The organism is Micromonospora sp. NBC_00821 (assembly GCF_036347035.1).
In the GTDB taxonomy this organism is placed as follows: domain Bacteria; phylum Actinomycetota; class Actinomycetes; order Mycobacteriales; family Micromonosporaceae; genus Micromonospora; species Micromonospora hortensis.
In genome coordinates this window covers 3,959,134-3,978,338 of sequence record NZ_CP108880.1, presented here as the reverse complement: position 1 = coordinate 3,978,338, position 19,205 = coordinate 3,959,134, and the positions used below count along the sequence as shown (strand labels likewise).

The 19,205-nt window shown below is 72.3% G+C and carries 20 protein-coding genes; 6 read left to right on the top strand and 14 right to left on the bottom strand.

The features are described from left to right. Positions 1–200 precede the first annotated feature (200 nt). The 6 genes from OHB44_RS18345 to OHB44_RS18320 are packed head-to-tail and all read left to right on the top strand — an operon-like array spanning position 201 to position 6,135. A complete protein-coding gene (locus OHB44_RS18345) occupies positions 201–1,331 on the top strand; it encodes a LacI family DNA-binding transcriptional regulator (RefSeq protein ID WP_238688794.1) in 1,131 nt (376 codons plus the stop codon). A 19-nt stretch (positions 1,332–1,350) separates the two neighbouring features. After that, the gene (locus OHB44_RS18340) at positions 1,351–2,700 is read left to right on the top strand and encodes an ABC transporter substrate-binding protein (protein WP_238686135.1); all 1,350 of its coding nucleotides are present in this window, start codon (positions 1,351–1,353) and stop codon (positions 2,698–2,700) included. Positions 2,701–2,731: 31 nt separating this feature from the next. Beyond that, on the top strand, positions 2,732–3,715 hold the full coding sequence (locus tag OHB44_RS18335; RefSeq protein ID WP_238686136.1) for a carbohydrate ABC transporter permease: 984 nt from the start codon (positions 2,732–2,734) through the stop codon (positions 3,713–3,715). Continuing rightward, positions 3,715–4,599, top strand: coding sequence for a carbohydrate ABC transporter permease (locus tag OHB44_RS18330; protein ID WP_238686137.1), 885 nt, complete (start codon positions 3,715–3,717; stop codon positions 4,597–4,599). The genes OHB44_RS18335 and OHB44_RS18330 overlap by 1 nt, the downstream gene beginning before the upstream one ends. A gap of 4 nt (positions 4,600–4,603) precedes the next feature. Continuing rightward, a complete protein-coding gene (locus OHB44_RS18325; RefSeq protein WP_266302387.1) occupies positions 4,604–5,284 on the top strand; it encodes a hypothetical protein in 681 nt (226 codons plus the stop codon). Continuing rightward, complete coding sequence (locus OHB44_RS18320; protein ID WP_330437667.1) at positions 5,281–6,135, top strand: PmoA family protein; 855 nt, start codon at positions 5,281–5,283, stop codon at positions 6,133–6,135. Before OHB44_RS18325 ends, OHB44_RS18320 begins: the two co-directional genes overlap by 4 nt. A gap of 83 nt (positions 6,136–6,218) precedes the next feature. Here the strand turns inward: OHB44_RS18320 and OHB44_RS18315 are convergent, their stop codons facing one another. Genes OHB44_RS18315 through OHB44_RS18250 form a run of 14 tightly spaced genes read right to left on the bottom strand, consistent with a single transcriptional unit; the run spans position 6,219 to position 19,202 of the window. Further along, positions 6,219–6,992: a hypothetical protein gene (locus OHB44_RS18315; protein WP_238686139.1), complete on the bottom strand. Its 774-nt coding sequence runs from the start codon at positions 6,990–6,992 to the stop codon at positions 6,219–6,221. 30 nt (positions 6,993–7,022) lie between these two features. Further along, positions 7,023–7,484 (bottom strand): hypothetical protein, encoded by a 462-nt coding sequence (locus tag OHB44_RS18310; protein ID WP_238686140.1) that lies wholly within the window; start codon positions 7,482–7,484, stop codon positions 7,023–7,025. Next, positions 7,481–8,410 (bottom strand): hypothetical protein, encoded by a 930-nt coding sequence (locus OHB44_RS18305; protein ID WP_330437666.1) that lies wholly within the window; start codon positions 8,408–8,410, stop codon positions 7,481–7,483. The genes OHB44_RS18310 and OHB44_RS18305 overlap by 4 nt, the downstream gene beginning before the upstream one ends. Beyond that, positions 8,407–8,922, bottom strand: coding sequence for a phage tail protein (locus tag OHB44_RS18300; RefSeq protein ID WP_238686142.1), 516 nt, complete (start codon positions 8,920–8,922; stop codon positions 8,407–8,409). Before OHB44_RS18300 ends, OHB44_RS18305 begins: the two co-directional genes overlap by 4 nt. After that, positions 8,903–11,572 (bottom strand): putative baseplate assembly protein, encoded by a 2,670-nt coding sequence (locus OHB44_RS18295; protein WP_238686143.1) that lies wholly within the window; start codon positions 11,570–11,572, stop codon positions 8,903–8,905. Before OHB44_RS18295 ends, OHB44_RS18300 begins: the two co-directional genes overlap by 20 nt. Further along, complete coding sequence (locus OHB44_RS18290) at positions 11,569–12,003, bottom strand: GPW/gp25 family protein (protein WP_330437665.1); 435 nt, start codon at positions 12,001–12,003, stop codon at positions 11,569–11,571. The genes OHB44_RS18295 and OHB44_RS18290 overlap by 4 nt, the downstream gene beginning before the upstream one ends. Next, positions 12,000–12,338, bottom strand: coding sequence for a hypothetical protein (locus OHB44_RS18285; protein ID WP_238686145.1), 339 nt, complete (start codon positions 12,336–12,338; stop codon positions 12,000–12,002). The genes OHB44_RS18290 and OHB44_RS18285 overlap by 4 nt, the downstream gene beginning before the upstream one ends. Next, the gene (locus OHB44_RS18280) at positions 12,338–13,930 is read right to left on the bottom strand and encodes a phage baseplate assembly protein V (RefSeq protein ID WP_330437664.1); all 1,593 of its coding nucleotides are present in this window, start codon (positions 13,928–13,930) and stop codon (positions 12,338–12,340) included. The genes OHB44_RS18285 and OHB44_RS18280 overlap by 1 nt, the downstream gene beginning before the upstream one ends. Next, positions 13,927–14,808, bottom strand: coding sequence for a CIS tube protein (locus OHB44_RS18275; protein WP_330437663.1), 882 nt, complete (start codon positions 14,806–14,808; stop codon positions 13,927–13,929). Before OHB44_RS18275 ends, OHB44_RS18280 begins: the two co-directional genes overlap by 4 nt. Further along, on the bottom strand, positions 14,808–16,154 hold the full coding sequence (locus OHB44_RS18270) for a hypothetical protein (protein WP_330437662.1): 1,347 nt from the start codon (positions 16,152–16,154) through the stop codon (positions 14,808–14,810). The genes OHB44_RS18275 and OHB44_RS18270 overlap by 1 nt, the downstream gene beginning before the upstream one ends. Continuing rightward, on the bottom strand, positions 16,129–16,611 hold the full coding sequence (locus OHB44_RS18265; RefSeq protein WP_030327509.1) for a phage tail protein: 483 nt from the start codon (positions 16,609–16,611) through the stop codon (positions 16,129–16,131). Before OHB44_RS18265 ends, OHB44_RS18270 begins: the two co-directional genes overlap by 26 nt. A gap of 1 nt (position 16,612) precedes the next feature. Continuing rightward, positions 16,613–17,875, bottom strand: coding sequence for a phage tail sheath family protein (locus tag OHB44_RS18260; protein ID WP_238686149.1), 1,263 nt, complete (start codon positions 17,873–17,875; stop codon positions 16,613–16,615). A gap of 23 nt (positions 17,876–17,898) precedes the next feature. Then, complete coding sequence (locus OHB44_RS18255; protein WP_330437661.1) at positions 17,899–18,597, bottom strand: carboxypeptidase regulatory-like domain-containing protein; 699 nt, start codon at positions 18,595–18,597, stop codon at positions 17,899–17,901. Beyond that, positions 18,594–19,202 carry a glycine zipper family protein gene (locus OHB44_RS18250; RefSeq protein ID WP_266302394.1) on the bottom strand — a complete coding sequence of 203 codons (609 nt, stop codon included), beginning with the start codon at positions 19,200–19,202 and terminating at the stop codon, positions 18,594–18,596. Before OHB44_RS18250 ends, OHB44_RS18255 begins: the two co-directional genes overlap by 4 nt. Between the last annotated feature and the right edge of the window lie 3 nt (positions 19,203–19,205).

Below are 19,205 nucleotides of genomic sequence, written 5' to 3'. Positions count from 1 at the left end.
GAAGTAATCACGATCGATCCGTTCGCGTCAACGACGACGGCGGGATCGGCGTCATTTGTCAGTGTTTGAGGGGCGGCAGGTGACCAAGAGGAGTGTGGGTGCAACGAAGCCGTAATCATTGACCGTTGACACTGGCGCAACCGTTTGCATTAATGGGCCACACCTGCGTGACCGCCACCACATCGGACGAAGGGGCCGCCGTGCCAGTCACCATCCGGGACGTCGCCCGCGCGTCCGGTGTGCACATCTCCACCGTGTCCCGCACCTTCTCCGCTCCACACCTGGTCAACCCGGAGACCCGGGTCCGGGTGCTGGCCTGCGCGGAAGATCTGGGCTATCGGCCCAACCGTGCCGCCCGGGCACTGATCACCGGGCGGACGCACAACATCGGACTGATCATCGCGGACATCGCGAACCCGTTCTTCCCGCCGCTGATCAAGGCGGCGGAGAGTCAGGCCCGACACCGCGACTATCACGTCTTCGTGGCCGACACCAACGAGGACCCGACCGCCGAGGAAGAACTGGTCCACGCGCTGGCCAAGCAGGTGGACGGGGTGCTGCTGTGCAGCCCTCGGATGAGCAACAGCCTGATCGAGCAGCTCAGCCGCGAGGTGCCGCTGGTCGTGGTGAACCGCCAGGTGACCGGCCTGCCCTGCGTGCTGATGGACGTCGGGCAGGGTGCCCGCTCGGCGATCGAGCACCTGGTGGGCCTGGGGCACCGCAGCATCGCGCTGCTCGGTGGCCCGCGCAGCTCGTGGACCAACCGGGAGATGCGCCGTGCCGCCGGCGCGGCCGCCCGAGCCGGCGGCGCGGAGCTGACCATGCTCGGCCCCAACGCGCCCACCGAGGTCGGCGGTTCCGCCGTCGCCGAGCAGGTGCGACGCAGTGGGGTGTCGGCAGTGCTCGCCTACAACGACCTGATGGCGATCGGCCTGATCGAGGGGCTGGACGCGCTCGGGGTCCGGGTGCCGCAGGAGGTGAGCGTCGTCGGGGTCGACGACATCACCCTGAGCCGGCTGACCCGCCCCAAACTGACGACGGTGGCCACACCCACCGGGGCCGCCGGCCGGACGGCCGTCGACATGCTGCTGCAACAGGACATCGAGTCACCGCGCGGTGCGCGGGGGTCCGGTGCCGGCACGGCGCTCGGCGTCCGTCGTACCACCGCACAGGTAATGCTCCAGACCGACCTGGTCATCCGCGACTCGACCGGCCCGGGCCCGTACGCCCGACCGGCACGTCCCCTGGCCGCACCACGTGGCCCGGGCCCGCATTGCCCTGCGGACCCGGGCATCCCGACTGCGGCCACCGGTGACGCCGTCGCCTCCTAATGCCGAGGAGTGAGCGCACATGCACCCCGCAACGCCCCCCACCACTGCCGCGCCCGTCGGGCGCGCCCACCGTACCCCGCTGCCTCGGCGGCGCCTGCTGCGTGGCCTGCTCGCCGTGACTGTCGCCGCACCGCTGATGTTCGGCGCCGCCGCCTGCGGAGACGACGACGGAGGCGCCGCCGACCCGAACGCCCCGGTCAAGCTCTCCATCTTCTGGTGGGGTGGCGACGCCCGGGCCAAGCTGACCGAGGACGCCCTGGCCCTCTACACCAAGAAGCACCCGAACGTGACCTTCGAGAAGACCTGGCAGGCCAACCAGGGCTACTTCGACAAACTGGCCACCCTCACCGCCGGCGGCAACCCGCCGGACCTGTTCCAGATCGACGACAACTACCTCGCCGAGTACGCGGCCCGCAACACCACGCTCGACCTGACCTCGTACCAGGAGTCCGGAAAACTGGACACGTCCAAGTTCCCGGAGAGCCTCTGGCAGTACGGCGTGGTCGACGGCAAGCTCGCCGGTCTGGCCGCCGGGGAGAACACCCAGGGCCTGGTCTACAACAAGACGCTGTTGACCACTAACAACCTGCCCGAGCCGACCACCGGGATGACCTGGGAGCAGCACATCGCCTGGGCCGAGCAGGTCACCGCCAAGACCAAGGTGCCCGGCACGCAGGACCCGAGCGCCGACTACAAGGCGTTCTGGGTCTGGCTGCGCCAGCAGGGCAAGGACCTCTACAAGGGCAAGGAGCTGGGCTTCACCGCCGAGGACGTGACCAAGTGGTTCGACCTGTGGAAGGGCGCCCGGGACCGCAAGGCCACCCCGAGCGCCGACGTCATCCACGAGGGCAACTCCAGCGACGTCACCAAGCAGCTGGTGGTCACCGGCAAGTCGGCGACCTCCTGGGTCTGGGCCAACCAGATGCCGGACCTGAAGAAGAACACCAAGGACGAGCTGGGCGTGATCGCCTACCCCGGTGATCCGAGCGCGCAGTGGGCCCGAGCCTCGATGTACTGGTCGGTGTTCAAGGGCAGCAAGAACAAGGACGTCGCGGTCGACGTGATCAACTTCCTGAACAACGACCAGGAGGCGGTCAAACTGCTCGGCACCGACCGCGGTCTGCCGTCCAACCTCGACCTGCGCCGCGTGGTCAGCGACGACACCACCGACCCGGCCATGAAGCAGTCCATCGCCGTCGAGGCGGAGCTGACCCAGAAGTTCGGCAAGTCACCGCAGGTGCCGATCAAGGGCCACAGCAAGGTGAAGTCCGAGCTGATCAAGGCCGCCGAGAACGCGCAGTACGGCCGGGCCACCCCCGCCGAGGCCGCCGCCCAGTTCATCGAGGCGTGCAAGTCCGCCATCGCCTGACCGCGCCGCGAGGCGAGGAGAGGAGCTGTTCGTGGCGTTGACCACGGCACCCGACCCGACCCGACGCGGCCCCGGATCCGACCGGGCCCACGCTGAGAGGCGTGGGCCCGGACGCTTCCGGCACAGCGAAGGTCTGGCGGGGTACGTCTTCCTGTCGCCGTGGCTCATCGGCCTGATGGGTGTCACGGCAATCCCCATGGTGCTCTCGCTCTACCTGAGCTTCACCAACTACGACATCCTCACCCCCTTCTCCGAGGTGGAGTGGGTGGGGCTGGCCAACTACGAACGCATGTTCACCGCCGACCCGTCGTACTGGCACGCGGTGCGGGTCACACTGACCTTCGCGCTGATCGCCGTACCGCTGAAGCTGGCCGCGGCGCTCGGCGTGGCGCTGCTGCTCAACCGCGCCTGGCGCGGCGTCGGGCTGTTCCGCGGGCTGTTCTACCTGCCGTCCCTGCTCGGCGGCAGCGTCGCGCTGGCCATCGTCTGGGTCAACATGTTCAACCGCGACGGCGCGTTCAACTCGCTGCTGAGCCTCGTCGGCATCACCGGCAAGCCGTGGGTCAACGACCCCGACTGGGCCCTCGAAACACTGATGGTGCTGGCCATCTGGCAGTTCGGCGCACCCATGGTGATCTTTTTGGCCGGGCTCAAGCAGGTGCCCACCGAGCTGTACGAGGCCGCGTCGGTCGACGGGGCCGGCCGGTTCCGTCAGTTCCGCAACGTCACACTGCCGATGCTCTCCCCGGTCATCTTCTTCAACCTGGTGCTGGAGACCATCAACGGCTTCCAGGGCTTCACCGCCGCGTTCGTGCTCAGCAACGGCACCGGCGGCCCTGTCGACTCCACCCTGATGTACACGCTGAACCTCTACATCACCGGCTTCACCGACCTCAACATGGGCTACGCCTCGGCGATGGCCTGGGTGTTCCTGCTCGCCATCGCGGTCATCACCGCGATCTTCTTCAGCACCGGACGGTTCTGGGTGCACTACTCCGACGGGGAGGACCGGTGATGGTGACGGTGACCCCGACGACCGCAGCGCCGACCGCGCGCCGACGACCCGGCGGACGGCCAGTGCTGCGACTGCTGATCCTGGTGGCGATCGTCGCCGTGGTGCTCTACCCGCTGATCTGGATGGTGGGCACCTCGCTGAAGTCCCAGGAGGAGATCGTCAACAACGTCGGGCTGCTGCCCGAGCGTTTCACCCCGGGCAACTACACCGCCGGGTGGTCCAACTTCGACGTCAGCTTCGGTCGGTTCTTCCTCAACAGCGCCATGGTCAGCCTGCTCACCGTCATCGGCAACGGGCTCTCCTGCCTGCTGGCCGCGTACGCCTTCGCGCGGCTGCGGTTTCGGCTGCGCGGCATGTGGTTCGCCGTCATGATCGGCACGCTGCTGCTGCCGCAGCACGTGCTGATCGTTCCGCAGTACATCCTGTTCCGCACGCTCGGGCTGGTCGGCGGCGACTGGCCGTACCTGCCGCTGCTCATCCCGCAGTTCCTGGCCACCGAGGCGTTCTTCGTCTTCCTCATGGTGCAGTTCATGCGGGGCGTCCCCCGGGAGCTGGACGAGGCGGCGCGCATCGACGGCGCCGGCCCGTTCGGCATCTTCCGGCACATCATCCTGCCGCTGAGCCGCCCGGCGCTGGTCACCACGGCGATCTTCTCGTTCATCTGGACCTGGAACGACTTCTTCCGCCAGCTGGTCTTCCTGTCCCAACTGGAGGACTACACCGTCCCGGTCGCGCTGACCCTGTTCATCGACTCGACCAGCCAGAGCGCGGTCGGCCCGATGTTCGCCATGTCGGTGCTGTCGCTGCTCCCGGTCTTCCTGTTCTTCGTCGCGTTCCAGCGGATGCTCGTCGAGGGGATCAACACCAGTGGCATCAAGGGCTGAACCCGTGGACACCGGCGGGAGGCGGGACTGGCGCGACGTCGCCCGCGACGCCGCCGACCTGGCGTTGCTGGGCATCCTGCTGACCCTCGCGGCGGTTCCCCTGCTCACCGCCGCCGCGGCGGCGGGCACGGCCAGCGCGGCGGTGCACGACTGGACGCGTACCGGCAGTTGGCCGTCGGCGCGCACGACACTGCGCCGGTTCGGCCGCGCGGTGCTGCCCGGTGTCCCGGTGAGCCTGCTCGCGCTCGCCAGCGCCGTGCTGCTCGCCGCCGACCTGGCGGCGCTGGCCACCGGCCGGGTGCCGGGCGGCCCGGCTGCGCTGCTCGTGACGGCGCTGATCGCGGCCGGCCTGGCCGGGTACGGCGGGTTGGTCGTCGTCGAGGTGGGCGGCAACGGGGGCGGGCGGTGGTGGGCCTCGGCCCGCTCCGCCGCCCGCGCCTGCCTCGACGTGCCCACCCGCTGGGCGGCGCTCACCGGGGTCGTCGCGCTGGCCGGGCTGCTCACCGTCCTGGTCACCCCGGTCGCGGTGCCGATCCTCGCCGGCTACACGGTGGCCGCCCTGCACGCCGTCACCGTCCGCCGGCCGGTGTCGGTCGCCGTCGTCGGCGGCCGGCAGAGACCAGCCGACCCTAACGCCCGCCGGCGGGTGTCGGTCGCCGTCGCCGGCCGTCGGGAGCTGCCGTGAGCGGGGAGCCGGTTCGGTTGACGGTCGGGACCACTGAGGTGGCCGAGTACATCCTCGACCCGGCGCTGGACGCGCGACACGGGCCCCGACCGTACCTGCACCCGGTACGCACGCTCGGCGGAACGGTGGTCACCGACGCGCTCCCCGCCGACCACGTGTGGCACCTCGGGGCGTCCCTCGCGGTGCAGGACGTCGACGGCAGCAACCTCTGGGGCGGGCGCACCTACGTCCGCGACGTGGGCTACACGTGGCGCGACGACCACGGCGTCATCGCGCACACCGGTGAGGTCGAACGGTCCGCGGGCCGGTACGCGCACGATGTCGAGTGGCGCGACCGGGCTGGCGGGGTGCTGCTGACCGAGCGGAGGTGGCTCGCCGCGTCGGTGGTCGCGCCGGACGCCTGGCGGCTCGACCTGGAGTCCGTCCTCGTCGCCCCGGAGCACCGTGAGATCCGGTTGGGCAGCCCGGCCACCAACGGCCGCCCGGGCGGGGCCGGCTACGGCGGGTTCTTCTGGCGGGCCGCCGCCGACGGCGATTCGGCGGTGTTCACCGCCGACGCGGCCGGGGAGGAGACTGTCAACGGCAGCGCGGCGCCGTGGCTCGCGCTGACCGGCGCCGGGTCGGGTGGCGGGGCGTACACACTGGTCTTCGCGGGCCTCGGCCGCGGCGACCGGTGGTTCGTGCGGACCAGCATGTATCCGGGGGTCTGTGTGGCGTTCGCGTTCGACCGCCCGGCGGTGGTGCCGGCCGGTGGGAGCAGGCACGGCCGGTACCAGGTGTGGGTGGCCGACGGAACCCTCGACCGGGACGCGGCAGCGGCCCTGGTCACGTCGGTGCCAAGACCACGCTGAGCGGGGCTCCGAGCCCGAACACCCCTCGTTGACCATGAAGTTATTGCCACGACACGCCGGGCGGAGTGGCAACAACTTCATGATCAACGGGGCGAGGAGCTGGTGCGGGTCGGTAGGGCTGCGGTTACTCGGACGGCCTTGACGATCGCCGGGATCGAGCCGATCAACAGCACCAGCCCCCAGACGATCGCGATGATCGCGAAGACCAACGCCGCCACGTCGTCGACGATGCTGACCAGGATCACCGGCACCAGGTTGTGCAGGAACTCCAGCACGACGGTGCACAGCAGCGTGGTGAGGATCAGCAGGACGAGACCCTTGTTCTGCAGGAAACGCGGCTGGGCCAGCACCAGCATCCCGGCCCACACCAGCTTGAGCAGCAGCACCAGCCCGAGCAGCACCGCCGCCTCGCCGACCGGGAAGAACCCCCACAGCGCCAGGTACGCCAGCGTGCCGAACGGGACGGCCAGGAACAGCGACACCATGATGGACAGCTCCACGAACGCGACGACCAGCGCGACCAGCCCGACGATGATCAGGATGATCGAGAAGATCAGGCTGGCGACGCCCTGCACCCGACCCTGGACGCGCTCGGGCAGCAGCAGGCCCAGGCAGAACAGCCCGGTGCTCCAGACCGCCACGGCGTCGACCAGCGCCAGGTAGCCGGTGCCCCGGCCGGACGGTTCGCTGACCCCTGACACGTCGTCGATCTCCACGTCCAGCGCCCCGGCGGTGTCGGCGAGGGCCGCGCCGGCGTCGGCGCCGCCGAGCAGCAGCCCGGCACCGAGCTCCACCCCGATCGCCAGGACGATGGCGAGCATGGCCAGCAGCAGGAACGGCTTGCGCAGGTCACCCACGGCGGCACCTTCCTCTCAGCCCGGGTCGGGTCAGGACGTGGCCACGACGACAGTGCAGCCGCCCAGGCCGGGGCAGACCAGGCCCACCTCGGTGGCCTGGTCGACGGCGATCTTCGCCACCGCGCCGGTGCCGTCCGCCGCCGGCTCGACCTCGTCGCGGATGGTGAGGTCGGCGTCGCCGGGCGCCCGGGCGACAACTGTGAACCGCGCCGCGCTGCGCAGCATCAGGGTGTGCAGCCCGCCGGGGTCCGCGATCCGCACCACGCAGCTGCCGGAGAACGTCAGCCGCCCTGCGTCGTCGGCGCAGTCGGCGCTGACCGTCGCCGGATCCACGGCGGAACGCTCGCCGCCCAGGGCGCCCAACCGCTCGACCAACCCGTGCCGGGCCTCCGGATCACCCGGCTGGTTGCGACCCGTGCTGACCGCGACCACGAACAGCGCCACCAGCAGGACGGCGAACAGCCCCAGCAGCGCCTTCTGCCGACCACTCATCGCGCCACGGCCTTCGCCACGATCTCGGTGAACCGGATCTCGTCGATGCCCGCGAAGTAGCGGTTGGTGCCCTGCGTCTTACCAACCACCAGAAGCGTGACCTGGTGGGGGCCCTTGGCGAGCTGGACCGTGCCGACGTCCAGGAACTCCGTCTTGCGCACTGTCGGCGTGAAACCGAGGAACGTGCCGCCGACCTGGTTGCCGTCGATGGCGAAGACGGTGTTGGCGTAGTCGAGGGAGGTGGTGCGTACCGCTGCGAAACGCCAGGTGCCGTCGGCCGGGATCTGCACCGTCACGGTGACCTTGTCGCCGATGGCAAGCCCTTGGAAGAACAGCTGCCTGTCGCCGGACCAGGTCACTCCGCAGCAGTTGGGTTGCGCCTCCACCTTCGCCCCGTTCTTCGCCGGGGAGTCCACCACCGCCCCTGGCACCAGGCTCTCCGCCTCGACGGTGACCACCCGCGGCTCGCCGGGGGCCGGCTCGCCGTCGCGGGTCAGCAACACCACCCCCACGGCGACCACCACCAGCACCAACGCCGCCGCGGCGGCGATCCACAACCACGGGGTACGCCGTGGCGGAGCGACCGCCCGCACCTCGTACGTGACCCGGCCGCTGGAGCGGGAACTCTCCTCCGGCGCGGTGTTCGCCGAGTACGCGAACCCGGTCATGTCGTAGCGCCGAGGCGGGGTGCCGGCCGGCACGGCGAGCTTGACCAGGAACGACACCGAGCCCTGGCCGGGTACCACCCGTTGGGGTTCGGTGACGGTGAACCACGCCCGCTGTGAGCCGTCACCGGGCGCCACGTCGAACACCACGGTGTCCGGCGCGTTGCCCGGGTTGGAGACGGTGAACGTCAGCTCGCCGCTGTTGCGCGGGTCGACTGTGAACTGCTCGGCGGCGGCGACGACCGCCCACTCGGTGGTCATGACGACTCCTCTTCCAGGACGATCTCGACAGTGGCCGAGGCGGGTTTCTCCGCCTCGACGATGCGGGTGATCACGGCGAGCTGACCGGCGGCGGCGACCGGCACCCGCACCACGACGTGGAACGGCTGGTCGGCAGGTTCGTCGATGCCGAAGCCCGACATCCCGGTGGCCAGCTCCAGGGCCCGGCACATCCCGTACGGGGTGCCGCGCCATCGGGCCAGCAGGGCGGCGTTGGCCACCAGGTCGCGCAGCCGACCCACCGGCAGCGGCAGCGGGGTGTCCGGTCGGGGCGAGGCCACCACGTGGTCCATCGCCACCCAGCGGGTCAACCGCACGACCAGCCCGTCCGGCGCCCGGTACGGGTCGAACAGCGCGTCCACCTCGGCGAGGATCGCCTCGTCCGGGGCGTGCAGCCCCTCCATCACGTCCAGCAGCGCCCAGAGCACGCTGCCCGGCACGCAGGCCCGCTGATAGGCGGCGGGCAGCAGCCGTTCAATCGCCGAACGTCGCATCCTGGCGCACCACCTCGATGTCGTGCTCGCCGGAGCAGAGCAGCCAGGTATCGGGGACTGTCACCACGTCGGCGGTGGCCTGGTTGGCGCTGGGCGTCCAGGTGACGGCGTCGGCGCTGCGGTGCACGCCGCGTTCGCCGCTGGCCAGGATCAGCCGCTCCGCCGCGCCGGTGCCGGGCGCGGCGCTCCCGGCCGTCGGGCCGCTCACCGCGATGGCGTCGACCGGCACGAACCGGGTGCGGTCCCGCAACGGCAACCCGCAGTTGACCGACACCGCCTGCCACTGCGGCTGAGCGGCCAGGGTGTCCAGCCGCAGCACCCCGCCGCTCTGCGTGGCCGCCACCGCCTGCTGACCGGCGAACGCGAGGTCCCGGCAGGTGCCGCCGCTCCACCCCGCCTGCATCGACTGCCACTTCACGTCGGACTCGAACAGCCGGGTGCGATGACAGCCCTGGCCGGGTTTCTTCGGATCCGGCTCGCCGGCGCCGCTCCACAGCAGGGTGGCCGGGCCGTCGTACTGCACGGCGAGGACCCGGTTGTCCACGTTGGCCAGACCGACGTGGGTGAAGCTGCCGGGTCGGCCGCCGCTGGTCGACAGGTACACCCCGAAGCTGGCCTGCGCGGCCACCGCCACCCCCGGCGCGCCCCGCTCGGAGACGAACGTGCGGACCGCGTAGAAGCCCCGGTCGGCGTCGGACGGGTCGACCAGGATCTGCAACGGCACCGCCCCGGGCAGCAGCGACACCTCGTACAGGCCGGTGTCGGTGGCGGCCAGCAGCGCGCCCGCGCCGTCGCGGTCCAGCCAGGCCACGTCGGAGATCCGCGAGTCCAGGTCGGTGAGCAGCGACCACGTCTCGCCCAGGTCGGTGCTCAGGTGCACCCGCGAGCCGCCCGAGGCGCGCAGCGTCACCACTGCCACCGAGCCGGGACGCGCGACGATGCCCGGCCGCACCGGCGCGGGCGCGGGCGCCACCCGCAGCACCGTCTCGTCGTCGAAGCGACCGGCAGGTTCCCAACCCGCGCCGCCGTTGCTGGAGCGGAACAGCACCGGGCCGCGCCCGGCGTACCAGGTGCGCGGCTGGTACTGGTCCACGGCGAGGGCGCGGACGCCGGCGTCGGGGGCCTCGTCGACCACGAACCGCACCGACTCGACGTAGCGCACCCCCGGCTCGGCGTGCTCCAGCAGCCGGTACACGTTGGACGCCCGCAGCGGCTCGCCGAACGGCCAGCCGGTCGGGTTGAGCGCGGTGGGCAGCGGACTCAACGTCTGGTGCAGCCGGTCGTGGATGCGGCGACGGACCGCGTCCACGTCCTCCTCGCGGCGGACCACCACCCGGGCCCGCACGGACACCGCCTTGAACCGCGCCCAGGTGGCCCGGGAGCGGATGCCGAGCATCCGGCGTTCCTCCAGGTCCGCCTCGACCCGGTGCCGGGCCTCGGGCACCTCGTGCTCGCGCAGCACCGCCACCGGCAGCCGACCGCCCGGTCGGGCCGCCTCGGGCACGTACGGCACCAGCACCACCTCGACCTCGCCCGGCCGGGCGAAGCTGTACACCGCCGCGCGGGTGAACGCCCGCGCCCGAGCAACCGCGCCGGAGCTGGTCGCGAGGACCTCGAAGTCGCGGGCGGTGACCGCCCGCTGCTGGGCGAAGAACTCGTACGGGCCGCGCAGCAGCACCGACTCGAGCGCCTCCATGTCCCGACCGCCGGCCGCCGGGGCGGGGTTGTCCACGCGTACCCCCGGTAGTGGGTCACGCAGGCTGGTCAGCGTGCCCGCCGCCACGTTGCCGGTGGGCCCGCCACCGGCGCGGTACCAGAGCCGGATCTGCCGTCCGGCCGGCGGCACCGCCGCGACGGTCACCGGCGGCACGGTGCTCGTCGGTGCGGTCGCGTCGGCGGTGACCTCGCCGGGCGGGGTCGCCCCGGCGGGGGGTCGCAGGTCGAGGGCCGGGGCGAAGATGACAGTGCCGGAGCACCGGTCGACCAGGTACGCCTTGGCCTGCGGGCCGAGCCCGGCGAAGCTGTCCACCGGCTGCCAGATCTCGAACGTGCGACCGTCGTGCTCGCGGGCCGCCGCGCCGAGCTCGACGGTGCCGGCCGGCACCTCCACCCCGAGCAGCAGGTCCAGCGCCTCGGCGGTGTGTGTCAGAGGCGCGTGCGCCGCGCGCAGCACCTGCCCCGGCTGGCCGGTGCCCACCCCGAGCAGCTCCGCCTCGACCGGTTCGCAGTGGTGCATCCGTACCGTCACCGACGTCTCGTCGGCGGGCAGCGACGTCGGCTCGGTGGTGACGAAAACGACCGGCCGGGGATCCGCGCCCCGGGCCGCGGCGACCCGCAGCCCGGCCGGGATCCGGACCGCGCCGCGGTCGGTGCCGGTACGGGTGAACCGGACGTCCGCCCAGGCCGCCGTCGGCGCGTGCCGGGTGACCCCGAGCAGGTTCAGGAACGAGACGTACGCCTTCTCCGGCAACTGGTTCAACCGGTAGATCATCACCTCGGTGAGGTGCGCGAACGTCTCCACCAGCGCCATGCCGGGGTCGTGCGCCGACAGGTCGGTCCACGCTGGGCAGGATTGCCGGATCCGTTCCCGGGCCTCGGTGACCAGGTCGAGGAAGCCGCGATCGTCCAGGTGCGGCACGGGCAGCGTCATGACGCTCCTCCCTGGGCGGGCTCGTCGACCGGGAGTAGATCCACTGAGAAGACCAGTTGCCCGGGTGTCAGGCTGGCCCGCACCCGGTAGTCCAACCGGATCACCAACCGCCACGCGTCGTCGGAGTCCGGCCCGGCGTCCACGTCGATCACCTCGACCCGGGGCTCCCAGCGGGCGATGGCCTGCCGGACGTAGTGGATGGCCAGACCAGCAGTGGTGTCGTCGTTGGGCGCGAAGATCAACCGGTGCAGCCGGGCGCCGTACCCGGGTCGCATCAGCCGCTCGCCCGGCGTGGTCGACAGGAGCAGGAACAGCGCCTGCCGGACGCTCTCGTCGCCCTCGGTCATCGCCAGGCCGCCGGCCGCGGTGAGCGCCAACCCGCCGGCGCGACCGGCGTCGAAGCCGGCGCCGACGAAGCGGAAGGCCCTCATCGGTCCGCCCCCAGGAACTGCTGGCGGGGGTCGCGCACCGTGTGCTTGACCAACCCTGGCGGTGTGCCGTTGGTGAACCCCTCCAGGTGCGACAGCACCACCCGGTGCCCGTCGACGCGGACCCAGTCGCTGTAGCCGACGCGGACGGTCAGCGTCGTCGTGCACGGCTTGATGGTCGGGCCGTAGTTCGGGCAGGCGACTATCTTGCGTCCCTCCGGGTCGTCGTCGACAAGCACGGGCACACCGGTGACGGTCACCCAGTGCCGCGAGGGTCGGTTCTCGACCCGGCCGTCGTGATCGCAGGTGATCACGGAGTCACTGTGGATCCAGCGCATCAGCCGCCTCCTTCATGGTGGGCGCGGGCGAGCGAACGGGCCTGCTCCGCCGCGGTGGTCGGGTCCTCGGTCGATTCGGCGTGCAGGAAGTCCACGCTGCGGGCGCGCACCACCATGGCCCGGCCGGGTGCGGAGATCACCAGGTCGGACGCCGCGTGCAGGGTGGCCAGGTCGGGGGTCAGCTCCAGGAAGCTGCCTCCCTGGGTGCCCAGCCGCAGGCTGCGCCGCACGTCGTCGACGACGATCGACTGCCCGCCGGCGGTGCGCATCGTCCAGCGGCGGGCCTTTCCGTCGTCGATGCCCGCGTCGTACGGCTCGACGGCGCCGAACAGCGAACCGAGCACGATGCCCGAGGCCGGCTCGCCGCCCGGCAGCACCACCAGCACGGTGTCGCCCGGATCGGGCAGCGCCACCAGACCCTTGCCCGGCCCGGCGCCGGGGCAGAGCACGGCGAGCCAGCCGGCGTCGAGGTCCCCGTACGCCGGCAGGGTCAACCGGACCCGTCCCAGCCCGTCCGGGTCGGCGACGTCGGTGACGCTGCCGAGGGTGACCACCGCGCCGCCGGTCGGGGTTGTCGGGGTGGCCGGCGGCACCGTGGAGAAACGGGTCAGGTGCCCGTTGCCGTCCACCGTGTGCACCACCTCGGTCAGCACGTACGTCCCGGCGACCGGGTCGGGCACCCCGCCGAGGTCGACGCGACGGCCCGGCCGTAACGCCGGATCGCCCTCGGCCACCCCCTCGGCCGTGGCCAGCGCCGCCGCCCGGGTGTCCAGCCGGGCCTGGGCCAGCGCCGCCAACTCGTCGTCGCTGCGGCCGGGCTGGTTCACGGCGGTGCGAACGCCGTCGGCACCCACGTCCGCCGGATCCGGGCGGTCGTCGGCGGGCCGCCCGCAGCGGGCCGCGTCGACCTGCTGGCTGATCACCTCGGCCCGCTGCGGATGCCAGCCCAGGGCCGCGCTGGCACCGCTGGCCTGGTCGGTGTTCATGGACAGGCGCACCGTGTGCACCCCCGCGCCGAGCGCCAACGCGACCGGCTCCCCGTAGCCGGCGAGGGTGACCAGCCGGACCGTGTCCCCGTCGGCGGCCAGGTGCAGCCCGGCCCGGCCGGTCACCTCGCGCAGCAGCTCCAGATCACTGTGCCGGTGCTGAAGCAGCCGCTCCAACCGAGGGCCGTCGACCTCGGCGTCGACCGTCAGCCCCACCGCGCCGCACAGCTCCCGGGCCAGCTCGACGGCGGTCACCGAGGTGAAGACCCGCAACCCCTGCCGCTTACGCAGCCGGTGCAGCGGGTCGTACGCCCGCAGCCGCAGCACCGCCGCCCCGTCGGCGGCGTACTCCACCTCGACGCAGGTGACCTCACCGGTGAACAGGGCGTCCGCGTGGTCGGCGAGCCGTACGTCGAGCGCCGTGCCGGGGCGTACCACCGGGTCGAACGCGCCGGTCCCGGCGGTGGTGGCGAGCACCAGCTCGGCCTGGGTGGGCTGGTCGAGCCGGGCCGCGACCCGCACTGAGCGGACCCGCTGACGAGCCGCGCCGACCAGCTCGGCGCCGTCCAGCAGGACGATCAACGCCCGGGGCGCGACGCTGGTCATGGCGTACCCCCCGGGTTGGTGCTGGTGGCCGTGGGGCCCGACGGGCCCCAGGCGGCGGGCGCGGTGGCGATCGAGGCCCCGACGAACGACGCGCCGGCACCCGCCGCGCCGGCCAGCGCCCGCGCGGCGCCGGTCACCGCACCCACCACCGATCCACCGCTCGGCGCGCCGGGTGGTGGGACGGCGAGGGTGGTGCCGGCCGGCACGGCCAACGGATCGGTGATCCGGTTGTGGTCGGCCAGTAGCCGCCAGCGCAGCGGCGAGCCCAGCGCGTCGTTGGCCAGCAGGTCGAAACGCACACCGGAGCGACCCGGCTCGGCCGCGCCGTCACCGGCGGCGATCACCGCGCTGCCCGGCGTGGCGGTCGGGGTGCTCGCGGCGGCCAACTCCTCGGCGAAGCCGGCCTCGGCCTGATCGGCCGTCTCGGCGGCGCGGACCAGCTTCAGCCGCAGCCAGGACCGGCGTGGCGACCCGGTGCCGGTGAACGCGTCGAACCGTTCCGCCACCGCGATGATCACACCCGGCACGTTCCAGGTCTTGCCCCAGACCAACCGGACCAACGGCGGTCGCAGCCAACCATGCTCGGCCGTGGAGTTCTCCGCCAGCATCCACAGCGGACGGGTGAGCACCCGGACGTCGGCCGGACGCAGTTGCGCCTCCACGAAGTCGACGTCGAAGAGCAGGTCCAGCACCAGCTCGGTACGGCCACCGCCGGTGAAGACCAGCGGGTCGTCGGCCAGACCGGCCCCGGTGAGCTGCCCGCCGCCGGCACCCCGTTGGCGTACGCCGGCGAGCCGGGTCACCTGCACGGTCTCCGGGTTGAGCAGGCAGTCCACCCGAACGCCTGAGGAGTCGATGAGGAAGGCGACGCGTTCCATCAGTCAGCCGCCTGTTCCCGGTCCAGTCGGGTCAGCTGGGCGGTGTCCACCGCCGTGCCGGCGACAGACCACAGCGCGGTGTCGTCGGGCAGAGCCGGCCACGGGTCGACGCTCCGCGCCACCGCGCTGGGCGGCGGCCCGTCGATGCCGGGCGCTCGTCCGCCGCTGGCCGTTCCCGTACCGGCGTCGCGCGGCGGGGCCGGTGGCCGGGGTCGCGCCGGTTCGCCGGGCAGGGCCAGCCAGGGTCCACCGTCAGCGAGGCGATCCAGGTCGCCGTGTGCAGAGGTCGACGGGTTCCCGGCGCTCGTCGCCGTGTAGCCGGTCCAGGCCGGGTCGATCCCGTCCCGGTTCGACCTGCTCACGGGGCGGTGCGCGACCACCGCGTCCACTCCCGGCGACCGGGCCGCGCTGGGTGCATCGCCACGCAGGTGACCGCTCGGGTCCTCCCTGGGGGAGGGCTGACCGTCCCCGTCGCCCCGGAACCCGTCGCGACCACCGGAGAGCCGGTCGGCGGTGGGTCGTACGGGAGACGAGTCGGCGGAACGCCAGTGGTCGACCTCGCCGGACCACAGAGCGTCCAGGGGCGGGTGTGAGGTGCTTCGGGTGGCTCCGGCCTTCGCCCGGTGCGGGCGGCCGCTCGGCGAACTGTGCTGCCCGAAGACCATGGAGGGGATCGGCTGTCGGGGTCCATCCGCCCGGGGCAGCTCGGTCGCGTCGGCGGCCGTGGGGTCGAGGGCTGTGGTGTCGGGGTTCGTGGTGTCCGGGTTCGTGGTGTCGAGCCGGGTCGTCCGCCGTTCCGGAGGCACCTCCGCGCTCGGTCTCACCGGCCAGGTGGATCCGGCCGGCGGGCGCGACGCGTCCGGCCGGGTGGATTCGGCCGGCGGGGTTGTCAGGTCCGAGCCGGACGACGGCGTCCCGCTCGCACCGGAACCACCCGCGTCCCCCTCGTTGCCGAGCCTGCCGGATCTGCTGGACCTGCCGGACCCGTCGGACCTGCCGGACGTGCTGGACCTGCCGGGCCTGGCATTCGCGGCCGGGTCCGCACCGTCGGCGTCGACCCGACCGGTGGATCCGCCCTGCCCGTCGCTGTGGGCCCCGACCTCGGCGATGCCGGTCGGGGAAGGGTCGAGGTCCAGGTCATGCAGCAGGCCGGGCGCGTGGGCGGCGACCAGGTCCAGCCAGTGCCGCGGAGGCTCCCCGAAGCGGCGTGGGGCCACCACGGGCGTCTGCGTCGACGGTGGAAGCTGGCCAGCGGGCTCGACCCGCCCGGCGAGGCGCTGCACCGCCCCGGCCGCCGAGCGCAACCGGCCGGCCAGCCAGCTACGCGGGCGTCGGCGCGGTGGCACCGCCGGTCTCCAGCTCCAGGCCCTCGTAGCGCAGGGTCAGCGAGGCGATGGCGATCTCGTGGCTGAGGGTGTTGAGGTGTGCCCCGCGCCACCGGGTGGGCCAGGCGTCGATCAGGTTCCAGCGCAGCACCTCGGCCGTCCCGACCGAGTCGAGCAGCACCACCGAGACGTTGCGCCGGTTGAGGGTGCCCTGGGCGGTGGCGTTCACCCAGTCCCACAACTCTCGGGAGGCGGTGAGGCCGAAGTGCAGCGTCACCGGCTCGTACTCGGCCTGACCGGGCACCATCCGCATCCGACCCAGGCCGTGCTCCCGGTACGGCTGCCCGGGGATGTTCACCTCCAACCCGGTCATCTCGGTGAAGTGGCCGTTGGTGACGCCGTTGATGAGCAGTCGGAAGTTGTAGGCCCGGTACGGGTCGACCGGGGCCCCGGGTTGCGGGGTGGCGGTGGTGGGCATGTCAGCCTCCGATCGTCTCGGTCTCGGTGCCGCCGGCCCACTGGCTCAGCTTGAACACCACGAATTCGGCGGGCTTGACGACCGCGATGCCGATGTGGGCGATCACCATGCCCGCGTCGCGGACGTCCGGCGGGTTGGTCTCCTCGTCGCACTTGACGAAGAACGCCTCCTCCGGGCTGCGCCCCAGCAGCGCGCCGTCGCGCCACACCCGGGTGAGGAACGCCCCGATGTCGCGTCGGATCGAACGCCAGAGGGTGAAGTCGTTGGGCTCGAACACCATCCACCGGGTGCCGTTGGCGATTGCCTGCTCGATGGCGATGCTGAGGCGTCGGACGTTGAGGTAGCGCCACTCGCTGGCTTCGGCGGCGAGCGTACGGGCGCCCCAGACGCGGATGCCCTCACCGGCGAAGTAGCGGATCACGTTGACGCCCTTGGGATTGAGCACGTCGTGTTCCGGTCGGGTGACCAGGTAGCCCAGGTCGACGGCGCCGCGCACCGGTTCGTTGGCCGGTGCCTTGTGCACTCCGCGCAGGGCGTCGGTGCGGGCCCAGATGCCGGCCAGGTGCCCGCTCGGCGGGGTGAGTTCCAGTTCGCCGCTGATCGGGTCGCGTACCCGTAGCCAGGGGTAGTAGAACGCGCCGAACTCGGACTGTCGCGGCCGGTAGGCGGCCCCCTCGTGGCCGCCGGAGCCGCCCGGCTGGGCCGCGCTGCCGCCGGGACCGCCGGCCGCGCCGCCTCCCGTACCCTCGGCGGGCTTGGGCGGTTTGCCGGAGGACGGGGTGGCCACCCGGGTCAACGCGGAGATGTCGTCGATGTCCGGTGCCGGGTCGCAGATCGCGACCATGGTGCGGGTGCGCTCGGCCATGCTGAGCAGCGCCTCGTGGGACACCACGTCGTGGAAACCGGGCGCGGCGATGATGGAGATCTCGTCGACGGCCTCCAGCAGTTGCAGACCACCGCGCCGCTGCCCGGAGCCGGTGATCGCGCCACCCTCGCCGACGTTGACCACCCAGCAGCGCGCGCCCCCGTTGTCCAGGAAGCCGAAGACCGCGCGAGCCAGCGGGGTGCTCTCCACCCGCTCCCCACCGGCGAAGAGCCGCAGGAACTCCGTCCAGTTGTTGACCGGCACCGCCTTGCCCAGGTGGGCGGAGCGGTCCGGGGCGACGCCGACGAAGGCGGCGATGCTGGTGCTCGCCGGCCCGATCGGTCGGGCGCCGCTGGGGACCTCCTCGACGTAGATGCCGGGGGAGAAGTAACTGGGCATCGGTCCTCCTGTGCCTGTGGGTGTCAGTGGGTCGGTGGCGCGCAGACGATGACGATGTCGTCCTCGGTCGGGTCGACGTCGGCGGTGAGGACGAGCCCGCGTCCGGTCAGCCGCAGCCGGACCGGGCTCGGGTGCTCGGGGTCGTGCGGAACGCCGACGATCAGGAACCGGCCCTCGGTGTCGGTGTGGGTGGCGGCCCCGGTGGCGGGCAGCTCGACCCGCATCGCGGCCAGTGGCTGCTCCTGGGGGCCGATCACCCGCCCACCGAGGCTGCGCACGTCGAGTTGCCGCAACCGCAGCGGTTGCAGCACCGGCGGCGCGGCCGGAGTCGGGTGGTCCACCTGTGCCGCCACGTCGATCAGCAGCGCCGGGCGGGGCGCCGTACCGAACGCCGTCCACAGTGGTGGGTCGCCGGCCTCCAGCACGACCGGGTAGTTGCCGTCGCTGGTCGCGGCGGTGAGCACCCGGTCCAGCCGGGGCAACCCGGCCGGACCGGTGACGCAGAGCAGGTGGCGGACAGTGAACCGGTACGGTTCGCGGACCGCGCCGCTGGAGCGGGTCTGCCGGGCCGGGCGCAGGTCCATCGGCCAGAGGGTGAGTCCGTCGGCGTCGTCGCACGCGCGGGGCGGGCCGATCGGGACCGGTTGCCCCGCCGCGCTGGTCACCCAGGCGACCAACTCGGCGGTGGCGGTCTCGATCGGTCCGCGCCCGTGGGTGGTCATCGCGGCGGCGTCCCCTGGATCCGGTACGCGATGGCCTCGTTCCACACGTGCGGGTAGACGCCGATCTCGAAGTACCGGGTGAAGCGGTTGATCGGCGCGTTGGTGTGGTCGTGGTAGAGCAGCCACACCGGCGCGATGGTGAACAGGACGTAGTTGGCCAGGACGAGGGGGATGTAGAGCGGCCCGAGCAGGCGACCCTGGAAGATGTGCACGTCCTCGTGCCGCTGGATGCCGGAGCTGGAGCCGGCGCAGACGGTGCCGATGGTGGTGGCGTAACGGGGCGAGACCCCCTCCACCACGCTGACCCGACCGCTGTTCAGTGATGTGGGCCGGTCCAGTGAGTGCCCGAAGATCAGGTGCACGGTCAGGTAGATGGCGCCGACGACAGTGTTGAGCAGACTCCAGGTGTGGTCGACGACGAAGAGGAAGATGCCGCGGGCATCCGAGCCGTACACCCCGGCGGAGGCCACCGACCAGCCGAAGACCGTGCCGACCACCAGGCCCACGACGGCGCCGATCAGCAGCCCGATCGAGCCACCGGCGAGGAAGCCGAGCAGGGCGGCGAAGCCGACCTGGATGGCTGCGCTGAGAATTCCGAAGACCATGAC

Bases quoted from the DNA above. Each gene is read 5' to 3' on its own strand.
- OHB44_RS18340 (WP_238686135.1), top strand. From the start codon at position 1,351: ATGCACCCCGCAACGCCCCCCACCACTGCCGCGCCCGTCGGGCGCGCC.
- OHB44_RS18330 (WP_238686137.1), top strand. From the start codon at position 3,715: ATGGTGACGGTGACCCCGACGACCGCAGCGCCGACCGCGCGCCGACGA.
- OHB44_RS18310 (WP_238686140.1), bottom strand. From the start codon at position 7,484: ATGAGTGGTCGGCAGAAGGCGCTGCTGGGGCTGTTCGCCGTCCTGCTG.
- OHB44_RS18305 (WP_330437666.1), bottom strand. From the start codon at position 8,410: ATGACCACCGAGTGGGCGGTCGTCGCCGCCGCCGAGCAGTTCACAGTC.
- OHB44_RS18300 (WP_238686142.1), bottom strand. From the start codon at position 8,922: ATGCGACGTTCGGCGATTGAACGGCTGCTGCCCGCCGCCTATCAGCGG.
- OHB44_RS18295 (WP_238686143.1), bottom strand. From the start codon at position 11,572: ATGACGCTGCCCGTGCCGCACCTGGACGATCGCGGCTTCCTCGACCTG.
- OHB44_RS18290 (WP_330437665.1), bottom strand. From the start codon at position 12,003: ATGAGGGCCTTCCGCTTCGTCGGCGCCGGCTTCGACGCCGGTCGCGCC.
- OHB44_RS18285 (WP_238686145.1), bottom strand. From the start codon at position 12,338: ATGCGCTGGATCCACAGTGACTCCGTGATCACCTGCGATCACGACGGC.
- OHB44_RS18280 (WP_330437664.1), bottom strand. From the start codon at position 13,930: ATGACCAGCGTCGCGCCCCGGGCGTTGATCGTCCTGCTGGACGGCGCC.
- OHB44_RS18275 (WP_330437663.1), bottom strand. From the start codon at position 14,808: ATGGAACGCGTCGCCTTCCTCATCGACTCCTCAGGCGTTCGGGTGGAC.
- OHB44_RS18265 (WP_030327509.1), bottom strand. From the start codon at position 16,611: ATGCCCACCACCGCCACCCCGCAACCCGGGGCCCCGGTCGACCCGTAC.
- OHB44_RS18260 (WP_238686149.1), bottom strand. From the start codon at position 17,875: ATGCCCAGTTACTTCTCCCCCGGCATCTACGTCGAGGAGGTCCCCAGC.
- OHB44_RS18255 (WP_330437661.1), bottom strand. From the start codon at position 18,597: ATGACCACCCACGGGCGCGGACCGATCGAGACCGCCACCGCCGAGTTG.
- OHB44_RS18250 (WP_266302394.1), bottom strand. From the start codon at position 19,202: ATGGTCTTCGGAATTCTCAGCGCAGCCATCCAGGTCGGCTTCGCCGCC.